The organism is Actinophytocola sediminis (genome assembly GCF_054779715.1).
Genome location: NZ_BAAGXS010000008.1, coordinates 21,714 through 44,556, shown reverse-complemented (window position 1 = coordinate 44,556; position 22,843 = coordinate 21,714). Strand labels below are relative to the sequence as shown.

Genomic DNA, 22,843 nt, shown 5'->3' with positions numbered 1-22,843 from the left:
CTTCGAGGTCCCCCGAGGATAGAGCCGTCCGCACGCTCCGTCCATGTCCAGATTCTGGACGTTATGCCTGGTCACGTACGAAACGTTACCGAACTCGCCGTTAGGAATTCACCAGACCGGGTGACAAATCGGTAGCCCGCGACGACAATCTGTATCTTGGCAGCTCCGGACCGTGAGCTGCCGACGCGAGGGCAATCGGAAAGGGCCATCACCATGAACCGTATCTTCCGTGGCCGGGGCCGCGGACTGCTAGGTGCGGCCGTCGCACTCACGATCATGACCACGACAGCCGTGCTCGCCAGCCCGGCGGCAGCGAGCCAGGACGCCACCCCTGCCGGCGACCAGGCCGCGATGGACGCGTTGGTACACAAGTACGACCACCCGATGGGTTCCCAGATCCGCAAGCACGAGGACACCTCCCTGATGCCGCGCACGGTCGACCCGCGCGACGTCGGCGTACTGGCATCGGTGCCCGGCATCGACGTCAGCGGCTGGCAGGGCAACGTCGACTGGGCGGCCCAGTGGAACGCGGGCAAGCGGTTCACCTGGGTCAAGGCGACCGAGGGGACCGGCTACACCAACCCGTACTTCAACCAGCAGTACGGCGGCTCCTACAACCAGGGCTTCATCCGGGGCTCGTACCACTTCGCGCTGCCGGACAGGTCCAGCGGCGCCACCCAGGCCAACTTCTTCTCCAGCAACGGCGGCGGCTGGTCCGGTGACGGCAAGACGCTGCCGGGCGCGCTGGACATGGAGTACAACCCGTACGGCGCGACCTGCTACGGGCTGTCCAAGACGGCCATGACCAACTGGATCCGCGACTTCAGCGACACCTACAAGGCGCGCTGGAACAAGTACCCGGCGATCTACACCTCCACCAGCTGGTGGAACCAGTGTGTCGGCGCGAGCTTCGGCTCGACCAACCCGCTGTGGGTCGCGCGGTACGCGTCCACCGTCGGCACGCTGCCCGTCGGCTGGAGCATGTACACGGTGTGGCAGTACAGCTCGTCGCCGATCGACCAGAACACGTTCAACGGTTCCTACGACCGGCTGGTCGTGTTCGCCACCAACAGCGACTGAGTTCGACCAACCACCGGGGATCCTCGCGCCGACGGTGCGAGGATCCCCTTTCTACGTTCGCTGGCGCCTGGGGAGTTGCTGGATGTCCAACGTGCTGTTCATGGTGGTCGGCGCGGCGGCGATCGCCAGTGGGGTCGCGGTGTTCGTGGTGTGGACGGTGCGCGCCCGGCGGTCGCGCGCCGGCATGGAGAACCTGCGGCTGATCGGCACGGTGCTCCTGGCCGGCGGCGCGTTGGCGCTGGTCACCGGCTGGTTGCTGACCGGGGAGAACCCCAGCCGGGCCGACGCGCTGCGCACCGGCGGGCTCGCGGCCGGGTCGATCGTGGCGCTGTACGCGTTGTGGCTCAACGACCGCAGGCGACGAGTGGACGAGGACCGCCAGGACCTCGACCGCAGCCGCCAGGAGTTGGAGAGCGCCCGCGCCGAGCACGACCGGGAGCGGGCGGCCGACGAGCGGTTCCTGCGGGCGGTGGAGCTGCTCGGCAGTGACGCCGACCAGGTGCGGGTGGGCGCGCTGCACGCGCTGGCCGGGCTCGCGCGCAGCCGGCCGGCGTACACCCAGGACGTGCTGGATGTGATCTGTTCGTACCTGCGCCGGCCGTTCGACCATCCCCGGCACGCCAGGACAAGGGACAAGCCGTGGGACGCCGAGCGGCCGACCGAGGAGGCCGACCTGTGGTTGCAGGTGCGGTTGACCGCGCAGCGGCTGATCGCCGACCTGCTGCCCGACGCCGACGCGGAGGGCGCGGTCGCCTACAACCTGGACCTGCACGGCGCGACGCTGGAGTACTTCGACCTGTCCGGGAAGGTGATCGGACAGCTGCGGGCGCGCGAGGTGAACCTGTACGAGTCGAACTCCCTGCGGGGCTGTGTGGTGCGCGGGCCGGCGTGGTTCACCGGGGGACGCACCTGGGGCCGGCTGTTCCTGGAGAACATCGTGTTCGAGCAGCGGTCGTGGTTCAGCCGGTTCACCGCGCGCGGGGCGGTCGACCTGTCCGGCACGCGGTTCCACGGCGAGTCCAAGTTCGCGCGGTCCAGGTGGGACAGTCCGGTGACATTCCGCAACGCGGTGTTCGACCAGAACGTGGACTTCACCGAGGCCAAGTTCGACGCCGGGATCGACCTCCGGGTGGCCGGCGACACGCTGACCGGCCGCACGTTCGGCATGCGCGTGTCCACCGCCCACGAGAACCACCTACCCCCGAGCTGGCACGTCGACACCACCCGGGAACCCGACTTCGGCATCGTCCGCCCGTGACCGTGGCGGCTACCGGACCGCGCGCAGGAACAGGAACACCGGTTGGGTGGCGAGGATGCCGGCGACCTCGTCGGGGATGTCCTGGTTCGGTTCCGGTCGCGGCTCGTCGACCACGTCGACGGTGAACCCGGCGGTGCGCAGGTCGCCGAAGATTCGGGACAGGGGGCGGCGGTACATGGTGGCGGTGACCCACCGCTCGCCCCAGTCCCAGTCCTCGGTGATCAGTTCGGTGCGGTGGTAGTCGGTGCGGTCCGAGAGCAGCCAGCCGGTGATCGGGTGGTGCACGGAGAACACCAGTGCGCCGCCCGGGGTCAGGCAGCGGTGCAACTCGGTCAGTAGTGGCGTCCAGTCCTCCAGGTAGTGCAGGACCAGGGAGGCCACGACCACGTCGACGCCGCCGGTGGACACCATGGTCAGCGGGCGGGCGAGGTCGGCGACCTCGAAGCGGGCGCGGTCGCCGAGCCGCTGTCGGGCGACCTCGACCAGGCGGGGTTCCCGGTCCACCCCGAGCACGTCGGCTCCCCGGTCGACCAGCAGTTCGGTCAGCGAGCCGCCGGCGCAGCCGAGTTCGAGGACGCGCTTACCCCGCAGGTCACCGGCCAGGCGCAGGATCGCCGGGCGGTCGTAGTGCGCGTTGACCGGCCCGCGTTCGGCCCACCGCGCGTAGGTGTCGGGGTGGGCCTGGAACGGGTCCATCCGCTCAGCCGAACAGGGCCGGCAGGGTCGCCTCCCAGGCGGTACGTAGTTCGGTGAGCGGCAGTGCCGGTAGGCCCTCGATCGCCACGTGCTCGGTCGCGGTCACGGTGCCGAGGTGGTGGCATGGCACCTCCGCGTCGGCGCACCTCGCGGTGAACGCCTCGGTCTGGTCGGCCGGGACGCAGACCAGCACCCGGGCGCTGGACTCGCTGAACAGGGCGACGAACGGGTCGGTGCCCGGCAGGGTCACCTCGACGCCGACGCCGGCGAGCAGGCTCGCCTCCACCAGTGCCTGGGCCAGGCCGCCCTCGGACAGGTCGTGGGCCGCGGCCACCCCGCCGGACCGCAGCAGGTCGGCCAGCCGGCGTTCGCGGTCGAGGTTCACCACCGGCGGGCGGCCACCGAGGTGGCCGTGCACCACGTGGGCCCACTCCGAGCCGCCGAGCTCCGGGGTCGTGTCGCCGAGCAGCAGCAGGGTGTCGCCGGGGGCGCCGAGACCGGTCGGGATCCGCCGGCGGACGTCGTCGATCACGCCGAGCACGCCGACGACCGGCGTCGGCAGGATCGGGGTGTGGCCGGTCTGGTTGTAGAAGCTCACGTTGCCGCCGGTGACCGGGATGCCCAGCTCGGCGCAGCCGTCGGCCAGGCCGCGGACGGCCTGTTCGAACTGCCACATCACGCCGGGGTCCTCCGGCGAGCCGAAGTTCAGGCAGTTGGTGACGGCCAGCGGACGGGCCCCGCTCACCGCGACGTTGCGGTAGGCCTCGGCCAGCGCGAGCTGCGCGCCGGCGTACGGGTCGAGGCGGGTGTACCGGCCGTTGCAGTCACACGAGATCGCGACGCCCCGGCCGGTGGCCTCGTCGACGCGGATCATGCCGGCATCCGCCGGCTGGGCGAGCACGGTGCCGCCACGGACGTACCGGTCGTACTGCTCGGTCACCCAGGCGCGGGACGCCAGGTTGGGTGACGCGGCCATGCGCAGGATCTCCGCGCGCAGCGCGTCCGGGGTGTGCGGGCGCTCCAGCACCACCGGGTCGTCGGCTTCGAGGTCGGTCTGGTCTGCCGGGCGCACGATCGGGCGGCGGTAGACCGGGCCCTCGTGCGCGACCGTCCTGGGTGGCACGTCGACGACGGTCTCGCCGTGCCAGTCGATCACCAGCCGGTCGCCGTCGGTGACCTCGCCGATCTCGGTGGCGATCACGTCCCACCGCTGGCAGACGCGCATGAAGTCGGCGACGTCGGCCGGGCGGACGACCGCGCACATCCGCTCCTGGGACTCCGAGGAGAGGATCTCGGCCGGGGTCATCCCCGTGGCGCGCAACGGAACCCGGTCCAGCTCGACGCGCATCCCGCCGTCGCCGGCCGAGGCCAGCTCGCTGGTCGCGCAGGACAGGCCGGCGCCGCCGAGGTCCTGGATGCCGACCACGAGCCCGGCGCCGAACAGCTCAAGACAGCACTCGATCAGCACCTTCTCGGTGAACGGGTCGCCGACCTGGACGCTGGGCAGCTTCTTGCGGCCGGCACCGCCCTCGTCGCCGGCGAAGGTGTCCGAGGCGAGCACGGACACCCCGCCGATGCCGTCGAGCCCGGTGCGGGCGCCGAACAGGATGACCTTGTTGCCCGTGCCCGACGCGTGCGCCAGGTGCAGGTCCTCGACCCGCATCGCGCCCACGCACAGCGCGTTCACCAGCGGGTTGCCCTGGTAGGACGGGTCGAAGACGACCTCGCCGCCGATGTTGGGCAGGCCGAGGCAGTTGCCGTAGCCGCCGACCCCGGCCACCACGCCGGGCAGCACGCGGCGGGTGTCCGGCGCGTCGGCCGCGCCGAAGCGCAGCGGGTCCATCACCGCCAGCGGCCGGGCGCCCATCGCGAGGATGTCCCGCACGATGCCGCCGACGCCGGTGGCCGCGCCCTGGAACGGCTCGACATAGGAGGGATGGTTGTGCGACTCGACCTTGAAGGTCACCGCCCAGCCGTCGCCGATGTCGACCACGCCCGCGTTCTCGCCGATGCCGGCGAGCATGGACGCGCGCATCTGGTCGGTGGTGGTCTGACCGAAGTAGGCCAGGTGCACCTTCGAGGACTTGTAGGAGCAGTGCTCGCTCCACATCACCGAGTACATCGCCAGCTCGGCGTCGGTCGGCCGGCGGCCGAGGATCTCGCGGATGCGGGCGTACTCGTCCGGCTTGAGGCCCAGCTCGCGGTAGGGCTGCTCGAGGTCGGGCGTGGTCGCGGCGAGCGCGACCGTGTCGACCTGGGTGGTGGCGGTCATGCGAGCACCGACCCGAGTACCGAGGTGAACAGGCGCAGACCGTCGGCGCTCGGCCCGGTCAGCTCGTCGATCGCGTGCTCCGGGTGGGGCATCAGGCCGACGATCCGGCCGTCCGCGGAGCTGATGCCGGCGATGTCGTCGAGCGAGCCGTTGGGGTTTCCGTTGACATAGCGGAAGACCACGCGACCGGAAGCCTCCAGTTCGTCCACAGTGGACTTCGCGGCGGTGTACCTGCCATCCATGCTCTTCACCGGGATCACCACCTCGGCGCCCTCGGCGAAGCCGCTGGTCCACGCGGTCGACGTGCGCTCGACGCGCAGCGTCTGGTCGCGGCAGACGAAGTGCAGCCCGGCGTTGCGCAGCAGCGCGCCGGGCAGCAGGCCGGCCTCGCACAGGATCTGGAAGCCGTTGCAGATGCCGAGCACCGGCAGCCCGCCGCGGGCCGAGGTGAGCACCTCGCCCATCACCGGCGCGAACCGGGCGATGGCACCGGCGCGCAGGTAGTCGCCGTAGGAGAAGCCGCCGGGCACGACCACCGCGTCCACTCCGCGCAGGTCGGCGTCGCCGTGCCAGAGCGCGACCGGCTCGGCGCCCGCGTAGCGCACCGCGCGGACCGCGTCGGCGTCGTCGAGAGTGCCGGGGAAGGTGATCACCCCGATCCTCACGGCAGCCTCCGGACCACGAAGTCCTCGATCACCGGGTTGGCCAGGAAGCCTTCGGCGAGCTTGGCGAGCGTCTCGTCGTCGACCGAGTCGTCGACCTCCAGCTCGAAGTGCTTGCCCTGACGGACATCGGAGATCCCGGTGAACCCGAGACGGGGCAGCGCGTTGGCCACCGCCTGTCCCTGCGGGTCCAGAATCTCGGGTTTCGGCATGACATCGACGACGACTCGGGCCACGACAGGCTGCTCCCAAGGTGCGTGGTGGCGGTACTGCCGAAGACTACCTGAGCTGGGGGTTCGCCCGATCGGGGCGGGCGGTGGCCCTGCGGAGGCAGCAGAATCGAGCCATGCGTCCACTACTCGCGCTGCTCACCGCCGCGCTGCTCACCGGCCTCGCCGTCCCGGCCAAGGCCGCCCCGGCCGGTTCCGGTGGCCTGCCGGACCTGCTGCGACCGGCCGTGGCCAACCTGTTCCCCGAAGGCGTGGCCTACGACCCGAGCCGGCGCGCGCTGCTGGTCGGCTCGGTCGGCACGGTGGCCGGCGGGCGGCCGGCGGTGATCTCGGCGGTCGGCCGGGACGACGTGGCCCGCCCGGTGGTCTCCGACGCCGAGATCCCGACCTTCCTCGGCCTCAAGGTCGACGCGGTGCACCACCGGATCGTCGCCGTCTACGGCAGCCAGGACCCGGCGGTGTCCGGCGGGCTCGCGGTCTACGACCTGCGCACCGGCGCGCGGCTGTCGAAGACGGAGCTGCCCGGCGCCCCCAACGACGTCACCGTCGACCGCCACGGCACCGCCTACGTGTCCGACACCAACGGCGCCATCCACCGGGTGACCCTGGCGGGCACCGCCTCGACCGTGATCAGCGATCCCCGCCTCGGCCCGACTCTCGGCGCGAACGGCATCGCCTGGCATCCGCGCGGCTACCTGCTGGTCGCGCACTACCAGACCGGCCAGCTGTTCCGGGTCGACGGCATCGACAACACCGCGAGCCTGCGCGAGCTGCGGCTGGCCGAGCCGCTGATCGGCGCGGACGGGATCGCACTGCGCCCCAACGGCACCCTGGTCGTGGTCACCAACTCGCTGCTGCCGCAGCCCGGCGCCCGGGTCGCGGTGCACGAGCTGGTGGTCGGCGACCGGTACGCGCGGCCCTTCCGGGTCACCGACTGGCCAGATCCCGCGCCGACCACCGTCGCGGTCACCCCGTTCGGCGACTACGTGCTCGACGGCCACTTCGACGTGCTGCTGGCCGGCGGCACCGCGAGCGACTTCGTGCTGCGCCGGCGCTGAGCCGGCACTGAGCACGTTCACCCAGCGCGAGACCGGTGGCGGCAACCAGGCAACCCGGCCATGGTGGCCCTATGAGACTTCTCGTGCTTGGTGGAACGATCTTCGTCGGTCACGCGGTCGCCGCCGAAGGGGTACGGCGCGGGCACGAGGTGGTGTGCGCGGCCCGCGGCGAGTCCGGGCCGGTCCCCGACGGCGCCCGGCTGGTCCGGGTGGACCGGGACGCCGAGGGCGGCCTGGCGCCGCTGGCCGACACCGACTTCGACGCCGTGGTCGACGTCTCGCCGCTGTCCTACCAGTGGGTGGACCGCGCGCTGCGCACACTGGGCGACCGCGCGGGCCACTGGTCGTTCGTGTCCACGATCAACGTCTACGCCGACACCGAGACCCAGGGCCAGAGCCCGGCCACCGGTGAGCTGGTGCCCGCCCTGGCCGAGCACTCCGACCGCGCGGCGATGGCCGCGGCCGGCGAGGACGGCGTGCTGCTCTACGGCGGCATCAAGGTCGCCAGCGAACGGGCCGTGGTGGCGGCCATGGGCGAGCGCGCGTTCATCACCCGCCCCGGGCTGATCACCGGCGCGGGCGACCGCAGCGACCGGTTCGGCTACTGGCCGGCCCGGTTCGCCATCGGCGGCCAGGTGCTCGTGCCGAACGCGCCCGACCAGCCGATCCAGTCCATCGACGTGTTGGACTACGCGTCCTGGATCGTGACCGCCGGCGAGCGGAACATCGCCGGCATCTACGACGCGATCGGCCCGATCCAGCCGCTGCCCGAGCTGCTCACCGGCATCGCGCAGGCGGTCGGCACCGAGGTCGAGCTGGTCGGCGTCACCTCCGAGCAGCTGATCGAGGCCAAGGTCAACCCGTGGAGCGGGCCGCGCTCGCTGCCGCTGTGGCTGCCCGCCGACCTGCACGGGCTGCCCGCCCACGACCCGGCGCCGGCGGCGGCCGCCGGGCTCACCGTGCGCCCGCTGGCCGACCGGGTCGCCGACGCGCTGGCCAGGGAACAGGAGCTCGGCCTGGACCGGCAGCGCAAGGCGGGCCTCAATCCCGACGAGGAACTGGAGATCCTCGCCGACCTGTAGCAGGCTCGGCGGATGGCCTTCGACTACATCGTGGTAGGCGCCGGCAGTGCCGGATGCGTGCTGGCGAACCGACTCACCGAGGATCCGAACCGCTCGGTACTGCTGCTGGAGGCGGGCGGCGAGGACGACGCCGACGAGCTGCACATCCCGGCCGCGTTCGCGACGCTGTTCAAGACCAGGTTCGACTGGAACTACGAGACCGTCGAGCAGAAACAGCTCGGCGGGCGGCGGGCCTACTGGCCGAGGGCCAAGGTGCTCGGCGGCTGCTCGTCGATGAACGCGATGATCTACATCCGGGGCAACCGGGCCGACTACGACACCTGGCGCGACGCGCACGGCGCCGATGGCTGGGGCTACGACGACGTGCTGCCCTACTTCGTCCGGGCCGAGCACAACTCCCGGCTCGCCGGCCCGCTGCACGGCACCGACGGCCCGCTGCACGTCGAGGACCGCCGGTTCACCCACGAGCTGTCCTCGGCATGGGTTGACGCCGCCGTGGCGTGGGGCCTCAAGCCGACCGACGACTTCAACGGCGCCACCCAGGAGGGCGCCGGCCAGTACCAGGTCACCTGCCACAACGGCCGCCGCTGGTCGACCGCGGACGCCTACCTGCGCCCGGCGCTGGCCAGGCCGAACCTGACCGTGCACACCCACGCGCTGGCCGAACGGGTGCTGTTCGACGGCACCCGCGCGGTCGGCGTCGCCTACCAGCGCCACGGCGTGCCCGAGGTGGCGCACGCTGAGGCCGAGGTGATCCTGGCCGGCGGCGCGGTGAACTCCCCCCAGCTGCTGATGCTGTCGGGCATCGGCCCGGCCGAGCACCTGCGCGAGCAGGGCATCGACGTGCTGGTCGGCCTGCCCGAGGTCGGGGAGAACCTGCACGACCACCCGGCGGCGGGCATCCTGTGGCGCACGAAGGGGACCACCGACCTGGTGAACGCGGCCACCCTGCCCGGGCTGCTGCGCTGGAAGCTGACCGGCCGGGGGCCGCTGTCGTCCAACGTCGGCGAGGCGGGCGCGTTCTACGCCATCGACGGCGACCTGCCGGACATGCAGTTCCACGTGGCGCCGACCATGTTCTACGACAACGGTATGCGGGAGCCGACGGTCAACGGGTTCACCGCGGGCGCCACCCTGATCGCGCCCAAGAGCCGGGGCAGGCTGCGGCTGCGCTCGGCCGACCCGAGGTGGCGCCCGGAGATCGACCCGGCCTACTACGCCGACCCCGACGACCTGGAGGTCATGGTCACCGCGCAGCGGCACGCGATCGAGATCGGCGCCCGGCCGCCACTGGCGAAGTACCTCGCCGGGCCGCACCTGCCGGCCAGCCACGACATCTCCGACGCCGACCTGGCCGAGCACATCCGGGAGTACTCCCAGTCGCTCTACCACCCGGTCGGCACCTGCGCGATCGGCACCGTGGTCGACCCGGCCCTGCGGGTGCTGGGCACCGAGCGCCTGCGGGTGGTCGACGCGTCGGTGATGCCGGTCGTGCCAAGGGGAAACACCAACGCGCCGACGATCATGGTGGCGGAGAAGGCGGCCGACCTGATCACGTCCTGAACCGGGACCGGTCCCCGGCCATCGCGGCTAACGTCGCCCCATGGTGGGTAGAGCGGTCGCCGCGATGGCCTTGGTACTGCTGGTCTCCGGCTGCGGGTCGACGCCGACGATGGCACCCGGCGAGCTGTTCCTGGAGTACGCGCGGTCCACCGACGTGGTCAACGACCGGTTCCCCACCACCGGCGAGAGCAGCGGGGACCGGCTGGCCAACTTCGCCTCCTTCGGCAACCCACAACAGATCCAGACCCTGCTGTTCACGAGCTTCGACTGCGGGCTCGAGCACGGCGAGTTCCCGGTCAGCCGGTGCGTGCTCGGCACGCCGGTGAAGAAGGCGGCCGAGTCCTTCGGCGGCAAGCCACACGGCCGCACGATCGTGGTCAAGCACGCCGACGGGTCGATCGAGCTGGTCACCCTCTACGTCCTGGTGGACGGCGACCGGACCGCGCTGACCGACCAGGACGGCCAGACCTACACCGGCCTGGAGGACTTCCGCGCCAACAACGACCTGCTGGACTCCGACGACCTGGTGCTCACCCTGCGGGACATCACGTCCGTGCCGGGCGAGGGCGAGTTCGTCGTGGTCACCGGGCACACCCCGGCGACCTGGCAGTGGTGGCTGCTTGGCGGGCTGGGCGTCCTGGTCGTGGTGCTCGCCGCCGGCATCGTCATGCGGCGAGTGCGGCACCGGCCAGCACCCCCAGCACCAGAAGGACCAGACAGAACCGAAGTATGAAGCCGATCGAACAGTAGATGTGCATGGCGTCCTCCCCGCTCACCGAACCTGATGAGAACCTTGGTACGGCAACAGGACCATCGGGCGACACGACCGGGCAGGACCTCCCGGTCGGGAGGTCCACGGGGGAGGACGCGCGTTGGAGGGCAACACCGACGGCAACACCGACGAGAGCGACGACCTGGCCGGCGTGGTGCTCAACGTGCACCGCAGCACCCCCGAGGCGACCAGGCGGCTGGCCAACCACCCGCTCACCCGGGCCTACCTGGAGGCCGGCCTGCGGATTCTGGAGCGCGAGCTCAAGGCAGGTCCGGCCGGTGACGAGGACCGGCTGCTGCGCCCGTTGGCGACGCTGACCAGGGACACGGTGATCACCGAGGTCGCCGGCGGCCCGGCCGAACTGCCCCGGCAGGGCACGGTCGGCTCGTTCCGCGACCGGTGGGCCTACTTCCCGGACTATGTCTCGGATCTGACCAGGTACGTGCTGCGCCCCCGGCGGATGCCGTGGGACGCGCTGCTGGCCGAGCAGGCGCAGGACGCGCTCGCCGCCGGCGAGTTCTCCGCCGGCGTCCACGAGGTCGCGTTCCGCCGGATGATGATGTCTGTGCACTCGACCACGCTGCGGTTCCGGTACTCCGCGGTCGCGCTGGCGATGCAGGACCAGCGGCTCTACCGGGCGATGTCGTCGATGTACGAGGACGTGACCGGGGTGTGGCAGCGGCTGGTCGAGTCGGTGCTCGCGGGCAGGAACCTGACGCTGCGGCCCGGGATCACCGCCAGGGACCTGGCGGTGATGCTGACCGCGCTCAACGAGGGCCTGGCGTTCCGGATCGCGGGCGACCCGAGCCACCAGGTGCTCGACGAGCAGACCAGGCGCGGCCTGCTGGGCACCGGCGCGCTGGCCATCGTCGCCGCGTGTGTGGACACCGGCGACGGCGCCTCGCTGGAGGACCTGGCCGACCAGATCACCCGCGAGGCGCCGTAGAGCCCTGAATGGGTCATTTGGGACGTTGAACGTCCCGAATGAGGCATTCAGGGCTTTGCGTCAGCGGCGTTTGCCGTGTAGGAGGGTGATCAGTTTGGCGACGCGGGCGTCGGTTTTGGCGGTGCGGGTGAAGGTGGTCAGGTTCAGTGGCGGGCGGAACCGCTGCCGGGCGATGGCCTTGGGGCGGGCGAACTCCTTGAGCCCTTCGGGTCCGTGGATGCGGCCGAAGCCGGAGTCGCCGAGCCCGCCGAAGGGCAGCGACGGGATGCCGGCGAAGCTGATCACGCTGTTCACCGCGGTCATCCCGGACCGCAGCCGGCGCGCCAGCTCAAGGCCGCGGGCCTTGGCGAACACGGTCGCGCCGAGGCCGTAGGTGGTGTCGTTGGCCTTGGCCACGGCCTCGTCCATGTCGCGGACCTTGGCGATGGTCAGCGTCGGGCCGAAGGTCTCCTCGCGCACGGCGGCCGAGTCCTCCGGGACATCGACCAGCACGGTCGGCTGGACGAACCGGTCGCCGACCGCGTCCGCGCCGCCGAGCAGCGCCCGGCCGCCGCGGGCCAGCGCGTCGTCGATGTGCCGCTTGATGATCGGCAGCTGCTTGGGCATGGTGATCGGCCCGATGGCGGCCTCCGGGTCGGCACCCGCGCGGACCGTGCCCGCGATGTCGACCACCTTGGCCACGAAGTCGTCGTAGACCTTCTCGTGCACGTAGACCCGCTCGACGCCGACACAGGTCTGGCCGGCGTTGGACATCCCGCCCCACACCGCCGCGTCGGCGGCCGCGGCGACGTCCGCGTCCTGGTCGACCAGCAGCGCGTCCTTGCCGCCCGCCTCGATCAGCACCGGGGTGAGCGTCTCCGCGCAGGCGGCCATGATCTTCTTGCCGGTGGCGGCCGAGCCGGTGAACGCGATCTTGTTGACCCCGGACCGGCACAAGGCGGCGCCGGTCTGGCCGTAGCCGGTGATGACCTGGAGGATCGGGTGCTCCGGCACCACGTCGGCCAGCGTCTCGGCCAGCCACACGCCGACGCCGGGGGTGTACTCGGACGGCTTGAACACGACCGCGTTGCCGGCGGCGAGCGCGTAGAGGATGGACCCCATCGGGGTGAACATCGGGTAGTTCCACGGGCCGATCACCCCGACCACGCCCAGCGGCTGGAACTCGACGGTGGCCGCCTGGTTGGCCATCAGCAGGCCTGCCGGGCGGCGCTTGCGGCCGAGCACCTTGGGCGCGTTGCGCGCGACCCAGGCGGCGTGGTCGACCGACAGCACGATCTCGAGCATGGCGTCGGCGTGCGGTTTGCCGGTCTCCGCGTGCACCAGCTCGGCGAGCTGGGCGCTGCGCCGGGTGAGCACGCCCTTCCAGCGCTGCAGGCGCTCCGCCCGGCCGGCGAAGCCAAGGCCGGCCCACCAGTCGGCGGCCACCCGCGCCCGGTCGACGGCCGCATGGACGTCCGCCGCGGTGTCGATGGGGTAGGTGCCGACGACCTCGTCGGTGGCCGGGTTGAGCGAGTCGAACGTCTCCCGCGTGGCCGCGGCGCCGGTAGTCGCGGACTCCGCGTGAACCGTGGTCATGCTGACCTCCCTGGTCGGCTGCGGGTTCCACGTTACCGGTCGGTAAGCGATCCTGACGAGTAGCGTGGCCCGGGTGCGACTGGTTCACTTCGGACACTCGTGTGTCCTGATCGAGACAGGTTCGGCCCGGCTGCTGTTCGACCCGGGCACGCTCTCCAGCGGATTCGAGGAGTTGCGAGACCTCGACGCGATTCTCATCACCCACCAGCACTTCGACCACTTCGACAGCGAGCGGCTACCCGCGCTGGTCGCGGCGAACCCGAAGGCCACGCTGGTCACCGACGCCGCATCGGCCGAGGAGTCCAGCAAGCTCGGCCTGAGCGCCGAGCGGGTCGCCCCCGGCGACGCGCTGACACTGGGCGGCGCGGCGGTGAACGTGACCGGCGGCGAGCACGCGGTCATCTACCCCGGCCTGGACCTGCCACCGAACGCGGCCTACGTGGTCGACCACGGCGCGTTCTACCACCCCGGCGACTCGCTGTTCGTGCCCGCGCAGAAGATCGACGTGCTCGGCCTGCCGACGATGGCGCCCTGGCTCAAGCTGCGCGAGGCGATCGACTTCTTCCGCGAGGTGTCGCCGAGGGTGGCGGTGCCGATCCACCAGGGCCTGCTCAACGAGAACGGCCTCGGGTTCTCCTACAACGTGTTCGGCAACCTGGCGCCGGATGGCAGCCAGGTGCGGGTGCTCACGCCGAACGAGCCGGCTGACGTGTGAGCTCCGGGTAGGTGGTCGGGTGCGCACCGTGGTGCAGGGCGATGTCCACGGCGTCGAGCATGGCCTGGCGTGGGCCGGGGCGGGCGAGGTCCGCGGTGTCCACGGCCAGGCGCACCAGGCCGCCCCGGCGGGCGATCCTGGCCGCGCCCATGACCAGCGCGAAACACCACCACGGCTCGGCGAGGTCGCTGATCCCGAAGCCCTGCACGCGTCCTCTGTGGACGGTTCCGGTGCGGAGTTCGCGCACGCCCATGACGTCCGCGCACAGGTTGACCCCGCGCCGGCGCAGCGCGGCCAGCGTGCCGGGCGAGGCGACCCAACGGGGCGGCACGAACCCACGCGGGGCGAAGCCGAGCCGGTCCATGGCCGCGCCGGCGGCGACCAGCCGCAGCCCGGCCTCGTGTGCCGGCAGCGCGGCGAACTCGGCGCGGCGGCGGCTGTGTGGGGCGGCGGCCGGGTCGAAGCCGTGTTGTAGGAGGGCGGTGTCGGTGGCGGTGACGCGGTCGCGGACCCAGTCGAGGACCGGTGCCGGCGGATCGATGCCGGCGATGCGGGGGGCGAGCAGCACCGTCAGTGGAACTGCTCTCGCGTCAAGCTCCGAGGTCAGGGAGGCGGCGTGATCGAGGCCGCGCGGGGTGAGGCCGGACAGGGAAACCAGTAGTCGAGCGCGCACGCGCACCATGAGGCCATGCTGGGATGAGCGCCTGCTGGCCGACGGGTGACACGCCGACACCGGTCGGGCGAACGCTCAGGGGCGGGCGAACAGCAGCAGGACCTGGTCGCCGATGGTGGCGTCGAAGTCGGCCGCGGCCGAGCCGCCGTTGACCGCGAGCGCGACCCGGCCGGCGGAGTCGACGAACACGACGAACGCGTCCACTCCCGCGTCGCCGAAGGTGCGGGCGACCACCGCGTTGGCCGAGCGACCGCGGAGGTTCACGTGCGCGGAGGTGCCCGGGGTGGCGCCGGCGGCGTCGAGGTCGGCGCCGGTCGCGGCGAGGGCGACGTTGCCGAAGCTGTCGATGGCGTACACCTCGGTGGTGAGCTTTCCCTGCTCGGCGAGGGTTTCCGGTTCCGGAAGGCGGACCAGGGTGGCCAGGTCGATCGGTTGGCCGAAGTTCTCCGGGGCGACGCCGGCGGCCAGGTGCGCGGCGGCCGGGGCGAAGATGTCGCGGCCGTGGAAGGTCGCCGAGACGCGGGAGAGCTGGTAGGCGGGCTCGGTGAGGTGGTAGGCCGCGCGGATGCCGCCGAGCGCCTCGGCGGCGGGGATGAGCAGGCCGTTGTCCGGGCCGACGAGCAGGCCGTCGGCGACCACGAGGATGATGCCGCGCCGTTCGGTGCCGACCCCGGGGTCGACGACGGCGAGGTGCACGGCCGGCGGGAGGTAGGGGACGGTCTGGGCGAGCACCGCGCCGCCCCGGCGGACGTCCTGGGGTGGCACGGTGTGCGTGATGTGCAGGACCCGGGGCGCCGGGGCGGTGCGGGCGATCACGCCCTCACAGACGGCGACGAAGCCGTCGTCGGTGCCGTAGTCGGTGGTGAAGGAGATCCAGTCGAAGCTCATCGGTTCCCGACGAAGATGTGCCACACGGGGGCGGGGAAGGTCAGCGGCGGCACCTCCGGGTTCTTGGAGTCCCGAACCCCGACCAGCACCGGCGACACCGCCACCTCAACGCAGTTGGTGTTCTCGTCGCTGAAGCTGCTCTTGCGCCAGGCGACCTCGACGCAGTTGGTGTTCTCACCGCTGAAACTGCTCTTGTGCCAACGAGTCCAGTCGCTCATCGTCCGGCTCCCTCCTCGACTCACTTCATGCCCGCGGCGATCCGCCGCATCAGTTCCATCGAGTGGTCCGGCGGCAGGGCGACCTCGGACAGCCCTCTGTAAGCGAGCTTATACGTCTCGACGTCCGCTTTTTCCTCCAGATACAGACTCGCGACCTTGTTCTCGATATGCACCAGGCTGGCGAGCACCGGATAGTCCATGATCACGAACGGGCCTTCCATACCCGGATGAGCACCGACATCGGCCGGCACCACTCGAACGCGGATATTCGGCCGCCGCGCGGCCTCCATCAGCGAGTTCAGCTGGTCACGCATGACCTGGACCCCACCAACCTTCTGCTGCAGGGCTGCCTGGTGCAGGATCACGCACAACCGAGGTGGCCGTTCCCCCCGCACCAGCGCCTGGCGCGCGATCCGGGCCTGCACCCGCTTGTCGATCTCCTCCTCGGTGCGCGGCACGACGCCGCGCCCGATCACCGCCTTGGCATAGGCGAAGGTCTGCAGTAGGCCAGGTATCAGGAGCGGCTCGTAACTGCGAATCTCGGTCGCGTCCTGTTCGAAGCCGATCCACTGGAACAGGTCGTCGTGCACATCCAGCTCGCCGCGATCGACCAGACCCGGTTCATCAACCTTGTCGTGCAACTCCAGCAATGCCTTACGCAGCTTGCGATTCACCTGATAGATCACCATGAGCCCCACCAGGTCGTCCCGGCGCACTCCCCGCTGCCCCGACTCGATCCGGGAGATCAGGCTCGGGTTCACCCCCAACCGTTCGGCCGCCGTCACCGTGTTCAGCCCGGCCTCTGTCCGCAGTTGCTTCAACGCCCTGATCAACCTGCGCATGCGCGCACTCATCCGCTGTGGATCCACCGGCACACTTTTTCGCGTCGAGCAGCGTGTACGCCATTACCCGAAGTGGCGATTGCATGCCAGCCTGGCATTCACCTACCTCAGGTCAACCCCGCCATTTCTGTGCCAGATCCGTCACGACGACAACGAAATCCCGTCCCCGACCGCCACCCGTCCAGGGGACTCCGCCGCCAGGCCCGCGAGCAGCCGCAGCCCGTCCTCGGCGTGACTGCCGGGGGCCGCGGACAGCACCACCAGCTCCATGCCCGATTCGTCCGGTAGCGCGAAGTTCTCCTGGTGCAGCTCCAGCAGGCCGACCAACGGATGCCGGTAGGCCTTGCGGCCATGGGTGCGGGCGCGCACGTCCGCGCGGGCCCACAGGCGGCGGAAGCGCTCACTGCCCATCGCCAGCTCACCGATGAGCGAGGCCAGCCGGGGGTCGTCGGGGTACTTGCCGGCGGCCAGCCGCAGGTGCCCGACCACGTCGAGGGTGCAGTTCTCCCAGTCGGCGTAGATGCCGCGCTCGGCCTCCGCGAGGAAGATGTGCCTGGCGGTGTTCAGTCCCGGCATCGGCAGGCCGTAGAGCAGCCGGGCGAGCCGGTTGCCGGCGAGCACGTCCAGCCGGTGGTCCATGATCAGCGCGGGCGCGTCGGTGACCAGGTCCAGGACGCGCAGCAGCTCCGGCCGGACCCGCCCACCCGGCGTCTTCGCGCGGCGGCGGCGCTGCCTGGCGAGCCGGTGGAGATGCCCGCGTTCGGTGTCGTCGAGGCCGAGGACGCGGGCCAGCGCGTCGAGAACCTGCTCGGAGGGCTGGGTCGCGCGGCCCTGCTCCAGGCGGACGTAGTAGTCGACGCTGACCCCGGACAGGTGCGCGACCTCCTCGCGGCGCAGCCCGGCGACCCGGCGATGCCGGTCGGTGGGGATGCCGACGGCCGCCGGGTCGACCCGGGAACGCCGGGTCCGCAGGAAGCCCGCGAGATCGTCCATCCCTCCAGTATCACCTCGGTGATGCCCGTGCAGGTGGTCCTGCGGATACCAGGAAGACCCGTCCCTGAATGCCAGGCGTCGCGGCGCCCAGGATCGAGAGCACCCGATCCGAAGGAACGCCCATGAAGACGCTGATCGTCTACGCCCACCCGGAGCCGAAGTCGCTCAACAGCTCACTGCGTGACCTCGCGGTGTCCACATTGGAGAGCGCGGGGCACGAGGTACGGGTGAGCGACCTGTACGCGATGAACTGGAAGGCGGTCGTGGACGCCGAGGACTACGGCCCCGAGGCGTCGAGTCCGTTGAAGGTCGCCAGGGACTCGGGCCGGGCCTTCGACGCCGGGACGCTCACCTCGGATGTCCGCGCCGAGCAGGAGAAGCTGCTGTGGGCCGACACGATCGTCTTCCAGTTCCCGCTGTGGTGGTACACGATGCCCGCGATCCTCAAGGGCTGGGTCGACCGGGTGTTCACCTACCACTTCGCCTACGGCGTCGGCGAGCACAGCGACACCCGGTACGGCGAGCGCTTCGGCGAGGGCACCCTCGCCGGCCGCCGGGCGTTGCTGTCGGTGACCGCCGGCGGTCCGGAGTCGCACTACGCCGCGCGCGGGATCAACGGCCCCATCGACGACCTGCTGTTCCCGATCCAGCACGGCATCCTGTACTACCCGGGCATCGAGGTGCTGCCGCCGTTCGTGCTGTACGGCACCGACCGGATGACCACTGAGGACTATCCGGACGTCGCCAAGGCCTGGGAGCACCGCCTGCGCACCCTGGAGTCGACCGAGCCGATCGCGTTCCGGCGGCAGAACTTCGGCGACTACGAAATCCCCTCGCTGAACCTGAAGGCGGGACTGGAGCCAACGGGCCGCACCGGTTTCGGGCTGCACGTGCGCGGCTGACCAGGTGGTCATGGCCGATAGGTGGAGACCAGTTCGATGGTGAACTCCTTCGTGCGCTTGGGCACCTGCTGGTGGATGATGTGGCCGACCGGGCAGGCGTCACCGGACTTCTCCCGCGACCGCGCGGACCAGATGATCTCGAGGTAGATGCAGCGGGAGTCCCGGTCCAGATCGGCGACGTTGAACTCGATGGTGTCGGCGCACTCGGTCAACCGGACCGAGCCCGACGCCTCCCGGTTGCCGTTGTCGACCACGGTCACCCGCCCGGCACACTGGTCGCGCCCGAGTGCGATCTCCTCGGCGGTCGGCCGCATCACCGGGATCCGGTACTCGGGCACCTCGTCCGCCGACACCTGCGACGGGGACGGCACATCGGTGCTGAGCCCGACCGCGACCAGCACGGTCACCACGATGAACGCGCCCACGACGATCGGCCCCCGGCGCCGGCGTCCCCGTCCGCTCGCGCTCGGCCCGCGCCGACCGAGACGGCGGTGTGCGAGCACGGCGCCCGTTGGCTCATCCTCGGCCGAGTAGCCGGACAGGGCGGCGGGGTCCACGAGACCGGTGTCGGCGCGACGGACGAGTTGGGCCTTGCCGAGCCGGTCGTCGGCGGCGTGCGCCTCGGCGACGAGCACGGTGATGCGCTGGCTGGCCGCGATCAACGCGTGGGTGTCGTCGATGGTGAGTTCGTCACCGGTGATGGCACAGCAGGCGCGCGCCACGGCGAGCACCAGAGTCGGGTTGGTGAGGTAGACCAGCTTGCCGCCGAGCAGCGCGCCGATCATGTCCTTGTCCGCGCCGAAGTACCAGCGGTTGCGCCGGATCACCTCGTCGAGGTGGCGCAGGGAGCCTGGTCTTCGTCGGGTCACCGTCGACCCGGGTAGCGGTGTGTAGGCGCCGTGGCTGCGTGCGCGAGCGGCCAGGCCGCCCAGGAACGACGTCAGCAACTGGCGGGCCTCCTGCACCTCGACCCACCACTGGTCCACGTCGTCAGCCACGGTCCGATCCCCCTGTTCGTCGACATATCCGCTGGTCACGCTGTCCCCCAACCTGCGTCGGCACCACCCCCGGTGTCTGTCGGGGACAACCGAGCAGATAGTTCCGACAGCAAATAGTTCCACAGAGGGTAACTGACCTGTCACTGTTCCCCTCGGATGCCGCGATCCGGCGGCACCGGAGCGAAGGGAAATCACCATGTCCAGGTGGAGCGTTGTGCGGAGGACGGGCGCGGCGGTCATGCTCGCGGCGACCCTGATGGGAATCTCGACGGTCCAGGCCCAGGCGGTGGGCGGGCGGGAGGTCTACCGCCACTGCGGCAGCAACTACATCGAGAGCGGCATGGACGGCGGTGCCAGCTGGGCGCTGACCCGCAAGGCGTCCGGCACGTGCGCCGGGCAACTCGGGGTCGGCTTCCGGTGGACCAACGGCGCGTGGGGCCCGACCTTCTGGGCTGACAACGAGATCCAGATCTGGACCGACCAACCGATCGCCGGCGGCCATCACTACGGCTGCGACACCTGCAACGTGTCGACCACGTGAGGCGGGCCGTTGTCGTCCGCTGGCTGCTCGCCACCTCGGCGCTGGCCAGCCTGCTGTCGGCAGGATGCGGGACGCAACGGCCTGACTCGACTGCTTCGCCGGCCGCGCTCGCGGCCGGCGAAGCGGGTCGGCGCGGTTTCGTCGAACAGCAACGCATCCTCAGCGACGGCGTCGTGCGGCCCGAGGAGTACCGCGCCGCGGTCACCGGTCAGATCGAATGCCTGCGACAGCGGAAGCTGCGCGTGCCGGCACCGACCCTCAATCCCGTCGACGGCCTGCTGCTGCTGGTCGATCCCCGGCGCGACGGGGTCCCGATCGAGGACTTCAACGCCGCCATCGGCGAATGCGGGCTCCGGCACCTCTCCTACGTGGAGAAGATCTACGTCGACACGCACGAACCACGGATGGACGGACACGTCCGCGATCAGGCCGTCGCCTGCCTGCGAGACCGAGGAATACCGATACGCGGGCACGTGACCAGCGCGCCGGACCTGCTCACCGCGGCCGGAAATGACGCGAAATCCGAGGTCACCGACTGCATCGGGCAAGCCGCGACCGCCCTGTATCCCGACCTACGGACACTGCCGATCGGGCTCGCGCGCTAAGGGCTGCACGAGAGTTCGTCGCCGACCGCGATCCGGCCGGGGGACTCGACGCGCAGTTTGACGCCGAAGCTCACGCCGCCTTCCGGCTCGCGGCGGAACGACGCCAGCGTGCGCAGCGGCTCCGGGCCGGCCGAGGCGCCCACCTCCTGGTCGACCATGGTGACCGCGCACCGTATGTCCGGCTTGACCCAGCGCAGCACCGCCCCGCCGACCTCGTAGGTCCGCACGTCGTCCTCGGCGAACGGGCTGGGTAGGCCGGACACCACGATGTTGGGGCGAAACCGTTCCATCGGCACCGGCTCGGCGCCGCGCTCCAGGATCCGCGCGTTCAGGTCGTCCAGCGAGGACAGCGAGGTCAGGTGCAGCGGGGTCGAGTCGGTGAACGTGATCCAGCCGTGGCGCTCGTCGAGCATCCGTTCGTGGTCCGGTGGCACCCGCACCAGCCGCAGCGGCTCGCCGATCAGCTCGCTGGCCCAGTCGGCCGCCTCCGGCCCCTGGTCGACCCCGTCGCCCTGCCACATGCCGTGCACGTCCACCAGGCGGCGATCGCCGTCGGCCACCACGTCCACGGTCAGCTCCGGGACGCCCGGCGCGGCCAGCGTCAGCTTGGCGCCGTCGTGCACCAGCGCCGGCCGGATCACCGCGAGCCGGGGTGTGCGGCGCTGGCTGCGGAACAGGCCGTCCTCGGCGCGCACGAACATGAACGTGCGGTCGTGGGCCGGACCGGCCGGCGTGATCTCGAACTCGGGCACGGAGACGCCGGCACAACCCTTGACCGGGTAGTACCTCAGCGCGGATACGGTCGCCACCGCACGAGGGTAACCGCCCGTCAGAGAATCGCCGCCGGTGAATACCCGGCCGCCTCGGGGAACCTGGCGACCACGTCCGCGACCCGTTTGACCACCGAGGCCACCTGCGCGCCGGCCACCCCGGTGAACGACAGCCGGTCGGCCAGCAGCTCGGCCAGGGCCGCCCGGTCGAGCGGGATCCGCTCGTCGGCGGCCAGCCGGTCGAGCAGGTCGTTGCGCTCGACGCCCTGTTCACGCAGGGCGAGGGCGACCGCGACCGCGTGTTCCTTGATCGCCTCGTGCGCGGTCTCCCGGCCGACCCCGGCGCGCACCGCGGCGATCAGCACCTTGGTCGTGGCCAGGAAGGGCAGGTACCGGTCCAGCTCGCGGGCGATCACCGCCGGGTAGGCGCCGAACGAGTCGAGCACCGTGAGGAAGGTCTCGAACAGGCCGTCGATGGCGAAGAACGCGTCCGGCAGTGCGACCCGGCGCACCACCGAACAGGACACGTCGCCCTCGTTCCACTGGTCGCCGGCCAGCTCGCCGATCATCGACGCGTAGCCGCGCAGGATCACCGCGAAGCCGTTGACCCGTTCACTGGACCGGGTGTTCATCTTGTGCGGCATGGCCGACGAGCCGACCTGGCCGGCGCGGAAGCCCTCGGTGGCCAGCTCGTGGCCGACCATCAGCCGGATCGTCTTGGCCAGGCTCGACGGTGCGGCGGCCAGCTGCACCAGCGTGGAGACCACGTCGTAGTCCAGCGAGCGCGGGTAGACCTGGCCGACGCTGTCGAACACCGTGGCGAAGCCGAGGTAGCTCGCGATCCTGCGCTGCAACGTGTCCAAAGTGGACACATCGCCGGCGAACAGGTCGAGCATGTCCTGGCCGGTGCCGACCGGGCCCTGGATGCCGCGCAGCGGGTAGCGCTCGATCAGCCCGTCCAGCCGGGCGAAGGCGACCAACAGCTCCTCGGCCGCCGAGGCGAACCGCTTGCCCAGCGTGGTGGCCTGCGCGGCGACGTTGTGCGAGCGGCCGGCCAGCACCAGATCGCCGTGTTCGGCGGCCAGCGCGGCGAGCCTGGCCAGCACCGCGACCGCCCGGTCGCGCACCAGCACCAGCGAGTCGCGCAGTTGCAGCTGCTCGACGTTCTCGGTCAGGTCGCGGGAGGTCATGCCCTTGTGCACGTGCTCGTGCCCGGCCAGCGCGTTGAACTCCTCGATGCGGGCCTTGACGTCGTGCAGCGTGACCCGCTCGCGCGCCGCGATCGACTCCAGGTCGACCTGGTCGACCACCCGCTCGTAGTCCTCGAGCACCCCGTCCGGCACGGCGACTCCCAGCTCACGCTGGGCCCGCAGCACGGCGAGCCAGAGCCGCCGTTCCAGGACGATCCGGTGTTCTGGCGCCCACAGGGTGGCCAGCTCCGCGGAGGCGTAGCGGCCGGCGAGCACGTTGGGGATACGCGGCTTGGCTGTCACGTTTGCCCAGC

The 22,843-nt window shown here is 71.1% G+C and carries 24 protein-coding genes; 11 read left to right on the top strand and 13 right to left on the bottom strand.

All coding sequences use genetic code 11. From position 1 onward, the window contains the following. Positions 1 to 276 precede the first annotated feature (276 nt). Together ACYVIP_RS04735 and ACYVIP_RS04730 are read left to right on the top strand one after the other, a co-directional pair. Positions 277 to 1,080 (top strand): lysozyme, encoded by an 804-nt coding sequence (locus tag ACYVIP_RS04735; protein WP_460392369.1) that lies wholly within the window; start codon positions 277 to 279, stop codon positions 1,078 to 1,080. Between the two features lie 82 nt (positions 1,081 to 1,162). Further along, complete coding sequence (locus ACYVIP_RS04730; RefSeq protein WP_460392367.1) at positions 1,163 to 2,338, top strand: pentapeptide repeat-containing protein; 1,176 nt, start codon at positions 1,163 to 1,165, stop codon at positions 2,336 to 2,338. Between the two features lie 9 nt (positions 2,339 to 2,347). Here ACYVIP_RS04730 and ACYVIP_RS04725 read toward each other — a convergent pair whose 3' ends face one another. The 4 genes from ACYVIP_RS04725 to purS are packed head-to-tail and all read right to left on the bottom strand — an operon-like array spanning position 2,348 to position 6,204. Continuing rightward, the gene (locus ACYVIP_RS04725; RefSeq protein WP_460392365.1) at positions 2,348 to 3,034 is read right to left on the bottom strand and encodes a class I SAM-dependent DNA methyltransferase; all 687 of its coding nucleotides are present in this window, start codon (positions 3,032 to 3,034) and stop codon (positions 2,348 to 2,350) included. 4 nt (positions 3,035 to 3,038) lie between these two features. After that, positions 3,039 to 5,306, bottom strand: coding sequence for a phosphoribosylformylglycinamidine synthase subunit PurL (purL, locus tag ACYVIP_RS04720; RefSeq protein WP_460392363.1), 2,268 nt, complete (start codon positions 5,304 to 5,306; stop codon positions 3,039 to 3,041). Further along, on the bottom strand, positions 5,303 to 5,971 hold the full coding sequence (gene purQ, locus ACYVIP_RS04715; protein ID WP_460392361.1) for a phosphoribosylformylglycinamidine synthase subunit PurQ: 669 nt from the start codon (positions 5,969 to 5,971) through the stop codon (positions 5,303 to 5,305). The genes purL and purQ overlap by 4 nt, the downstream gene beginning before the upstream one ends. Beyond that, complete coding sequence (gene purS, locus ACYVIP_RS04710) at positions 5,968 to 6,204, bottom strand: phosphoribosylformylglycinamidine synthase subunit PurS (RefSeq protein ID WP_460392359.1); 237 nt, start codon at positions 6,202 to 6,204, stop codon at positions 5,968 to 5,970. The genes purQ and purS overlap by 4 nt, the downstream gene beginning before the upstream one ends. Positions 6,205 to 6,314: 110 nt before the next feature. Between purS and ACYVIP_RS04705 the strand changes: the two genes are divergently transcribed. The 5 genes from ACYVIP_RS04705 to ACYVIP_RS04685 all read left to right on the top strand — a co-directional run bounded on the left by ACYVIP_RS04705 (position 6,315) and on the right by ACYVIP_RS04685 (position 11,619). Then, positions 6,315 to 7,256, top strand: a complete 942-nt coding sequence (locus ACYVIP_RS04705) for a hypothetical protein (RefSeq protein WP_460392357.1) — start codon at positions 6,315 to 6,317, stop codon at positions 7,254 to 7,256. A 71-nt stretch (positions 7,257 to 7,327) separates the two neighbouring features. Beyond that, the gene (locus tag ACYVIP_RS04700; protein WP_460392355.1) at positions 7,328 to 8,338 is read left to right on the top strand and encodes a Rossmann-fold NAD(P)-binding domain-containing protein; all 1,011 of its coding nucleotides are present in this window, start codon (positions 7,328 to 7,330) and stop codon (positions 8,336 to 8,338) included. 12 nt (positions 8,339 to 8,350) lie between these two features. Further along, entirely contained in the window at positions 8,351 to 9,901 is a 1,551-nt protein-coding gene (locus ACYVIP_RS04695) for a GMC family oxidoreductase (RefSeq protein WP_460392353.1), read from the top strand. Positions 9,902 to 9,941: 40 nt separating this feature from the next. Next, positions 9,942 to 10,634, top strand: a complete 693-nt coding sequence (locus tag ACYVIP_RS04690; protein WP_460392351.1) for a hypothetical protein — start codon at positions 9,942 to 9,944, stop codon at positions 10,632 to 10,634. A gap of 139 nt (positions 10,635 to 10,773) precedes the next feature. After that, a complete protein-coding gene (locus tag ACYVIP_RS04685) occupies positions 10,774 to 11,619 on the top strand; it encodes a hypothetical protein (RefSeq protein ID WP_460392349.1) in 846 nt (281 codons plus the stop codon). A gap of 60 nt (positions 11,620 to 11,679) precedes the next feature. Here ACYVIP_RS04685 and ACYVIP_RS04680 read toward each other — a convergent pair whose 3' ends face one another. Next, entirely contained in the window at positions 11,680 to 13,194 is a 1,515-nt protein-coding gene (locus tag ACYVIP_RS04680; protein WP_460392347.1) for an aldehyde dehydrogenase family protein, read from the bottom strand. A gap of 73 nt (positions 13,195 to 13,267) precedes the next feature. On the opposite strand from ACYVIP_RS04680, the gene ACYVIP_RS04675 reads away from it, so the two are divergent. Continuing rightward, positions 13,268 to 13,909, top strand: coding sequence for an MBL fold metallo-hydrolase (locus tag ACYVIP_RS04675; RefSeq protein WP_460392345.1), 642 nt, complete (start codon positions 13,268 to 13,270; stop codon positions 13,907 to 13,909). On the opposite strand, the gene ACYVIP_RS04670 is transcribed toward ACYVIP_RS04675, so the two are convergent. The 5 genes from ACYVIP_RS04670 to ACYVIP_RS04650 form a co-directional block, all read right to left on the bottom strand. Continuing rightward, positions 13,881 to 14,591: a DUF2334 domain-containing protein gene (locus ACYVIP_RS04670; protein ID WP_460392343.1), complete on the bottom strand. Its 711-nt coding sequence runs from the start codon at positions 14,589 to 14,591 to the stop codon at positions 13,881 to 13,883. The two genes, ACYVIP_RS04675 and ACYVIP_RS04670, sit on opposite strands and share 29 nt — an antisense overlap. Positions 14,592 to 14,657: 66 nt before the next feature. Further along, a complete protein-coding gene (locus ACYVIP_RS04665; protein ID WP_460392341.1) occupies positions 14,658 to 15,470 on the bottom strand; it encodes an SAM hydrolase/SAM-dependent halogenase family protein in 813 nt (270 codons plus the stop codon). Continuing rightward, complete coding sequence (locus ACYVIP_RS04660; protein WP_460392339.1) at positions 15,467 to 15,688, bottom strand: DUF397 domain-containing protein; 222 nt, start codon at positions 15,686 to 15,688, stop codon at positions 15,467 to 15,469. The genes ACYVIP_RS04665 and ACYVIP_RS04660 overlap by 4 nt, the downstream gene beginning before the upstream one ends. Before the next feature lie 20 nt (positions 15,689 to 15,708). After that, a complete protein-coding gene (locus ACYVIP_RS04655; RefSeq protein ID WP_460392337.1) occupies positions 15,709 to 16,530 on the bottom strand; it encodes a helix-turn-helix domain-containing protein in 822 nt (273 codons plus the stop codon). A gap of 141 nt (positions 16,531 to 16,671) precedes the next feature. After that, positions 16,672 to 17,523: a helix-turn-helix transcriptional regulator gene (locus tag ACYVIP_RS04650; protein WP_460392335.1), complete on the bottom strand. Its 852-nt coding sequence runs from the start codon at positions 17,521 to 17,523 to the stop codon at positions 16,672 to 16,674. Positions 17,524 to 17,645: 122 nt separating this feature from the next. Here ACYVIP_RS04650 and ACYVIP_RS04645 point away from each other — a divergent pair, with 122 nt between their 5' ends. After that, positions 17,646 to 18,425, top strand: coding sequence for an NAD(P)H-dependent oxidoreductase (locus ACYVIP_RS04645; protein WP_460392333.1), 780 nt, complete (start codon positions 17,646 to 17,648; stop codon positions 18,423 to 18,425). A gap of 8 nt (positions 18,426 to 18,433) precedes the next feature. Here ACYVIP_RS04645 and ACYVIP_RS04640 read toward each other — a convergent pair whose 3' ends face one another. Beyond that, positions 18,434 to 19,423 (bottom strand): hypothetical protein, encoded by a 990-nt coding sequence (locus ACYVIP_RS04640; protein ID WP_460392331.1) that lies wholly within the window; start codon positions 19,421 to 19,423, stop codon positions 18,434 to 18,436. 214 nt (positions 19,424 to 19,637) lie between these two features. On the opposite strand from ACYVIP_RS04640, the gene ACYVIP_RS04635 reads away from it, so the two are divergent. Both ACYVIP_RS04635 and ACYVIP_RS04630 read left to right on the top strand, forming a co-directional pair. Beyond that, complete coding sequence (locus ACYVIP_RS04635; RefSeq protein WP_460392329.1) at positions 19,638 to 19,964, top strand: hypothetical protein; 327 nt, start codon at positions 19,638 to 19,640, stop codon at positions 19,962 to 19,964. Next, positions 19,961 to 20,569 (top strand): hypothetical protein, encoded by a 609-nt coding sequence (locus ACYVIP_RS04630; protein WP_460392327.1) that lies wholly within the window; start codon positions 19,961 to 19,963, stop codon positions 20,567 to 20,569. The genes ACYVIP_RS04635 and ACYVIP_RS04630 overlap by 4 nt, the downstream gene beginning before the upstream one ends. Here ACYVIP_RS04630 and ACYVIP_RS04625 read toward each other — a convergent pair. After that, a complete protein-coding gene (locus tag ACYVIP_RS04625; RefSeq protein ID WP_460392325.1) occupies positions 20,566 to 21,378 on the bottom strand; it encodes an MOSC domain-containing protein in 813 nt (270 codons plus the stop codon). The genes ACYVIP_RS04630 and ACYVIP_RS04625 overlap by 4 nt on opposite strands. Positions 21,379 to 21,398: 20 nt before the next feature. Continuing rightward, positions 21,399 to 22,832: an adenylosuccinate lyase gene (gene purB, locus ACYVIP_RS04620; protein ID WP_460392323.1), complete on the bottom strand. Its 1,434-nt coding sequence runs from the start codon at positions 22,830 to 22,832 to the stop codon at positions 21,399 to 21,401. Positions 22,833 to 22,843: the final 11 nt, after the last annotated feature.

Excerpts from the sequence above, each read along its gene's own strand:
- ACYVIP_RS04735 (WP_460392369.1), top strand. The coding sequence starts at position 277 with ATGACCACGACAGCCGTGCTCGCCAGCCCGGCGGCAGCGAGCCAGGAC.
- ACYVIP_RS04730 (WP_460392367.1), top strand. The coding sequence starts at position 1,163 with ATGTCCAACGTGCTGTTCATGGTGGTCGGCGCGGCGGCGATCGCCAGT.
- ACYVIP_RS04725 (WP_460392365.1), bottom strand. The coding sequence starts at position 3,034 with ATGGACCCGTTCCAGGCCCACCCCGACACCTACGCGCGGTGGGCCGAA.
- purL (WP_460392363.1), bottom strand. The coding sequence starts at position 5,306 with ATGACCGCCACCACCCAGGTCGACACGGTCGCGCTCGCCGCGACCACG.
- ACYVIP_RS04705 (WP_460392357.1), top strand. The coding sequence starts at position 6,315 with ATGCGTCCACTACTCGCGCTGCTCACCGCCGCGCTGCTCACCGGCCTC.
- ACYVIP_RS04700 (WP_460392355.1), top strand. The coding sequence starts at position 7,328 with ATGAGACTTCTCGTGCTTGGTGGAACGATCTTCGTCGGTCACGCGGTC.
- ACYVIP_RS04695 (WP_460392353.1), top strand. The coding sequence starts at position 8,351 with ATGGCCTTCGACTACATCGTGGTAGGCGCCGGCAGTGCCGGATGCGTG.
- ACYVIP_RS04690 (WP_460392351.1), top strand. The coding sequence starts at position 9,942 with ATGGTGGGTAGAGCGGTCGCCGCGATGGCCTTGGTACTGCTGGTCTCC.
- ACYVIP_RS04680 (WP_460392347.1), bottom strand. The coding sequence starts at position 13,194 with ATGACCACGGTTCACGCGGAGTCCGCGACTACCGGCGCCGCGGCCACG.
- ACYVIP_RS04670 (WP_460392343.1), bottom strand. The coding sequence starts at position 14,591 with ATGGTGCGCGTGCGCGCTCGACTACTGGTTTCCCTGTCCGGCCTCACC.
- ACYVIP_RS04665 (WP_460392341.1), bottom strand. The coding sequence starts at position 15,470 with ATGAGCTTCGACTGGATCTCCTTCACCACCGACTACGGCACCGACGAC.
- ACYVIP_RS04660 (WP_460392339.1), bottom strand. The coding sequence starts at position 15,688 with ATGAGCGACTGGACTCGTTGGCACAAGAGCAGTTTCAGCGGTGAGAAC.
- ACYVIP_RS04655 (WP_460392337.1), bottom strand. The coding sequence starts at position 16,530 with ATGCGCAGGTTGATCAGGGCGTTGAAGCAACTGCGGACAGAGGCCGGG.
- ACYVIP_RS04650 (WP_460392335.1), bottom strand. The coding sequence starts at position 17,523 with ATGGACGATCTCGCGGGCTTCCTGCGGACCCGGCGTTCCCGGGTCGAC.
- ACYVIP_RS04645 (WP_460392333.1), top strand. The coding sequence starts at position 17,646 with ATGAAGACGCTGATCGTCTACGCCCACCCGGAGCCGAAGTCGCTCAAC.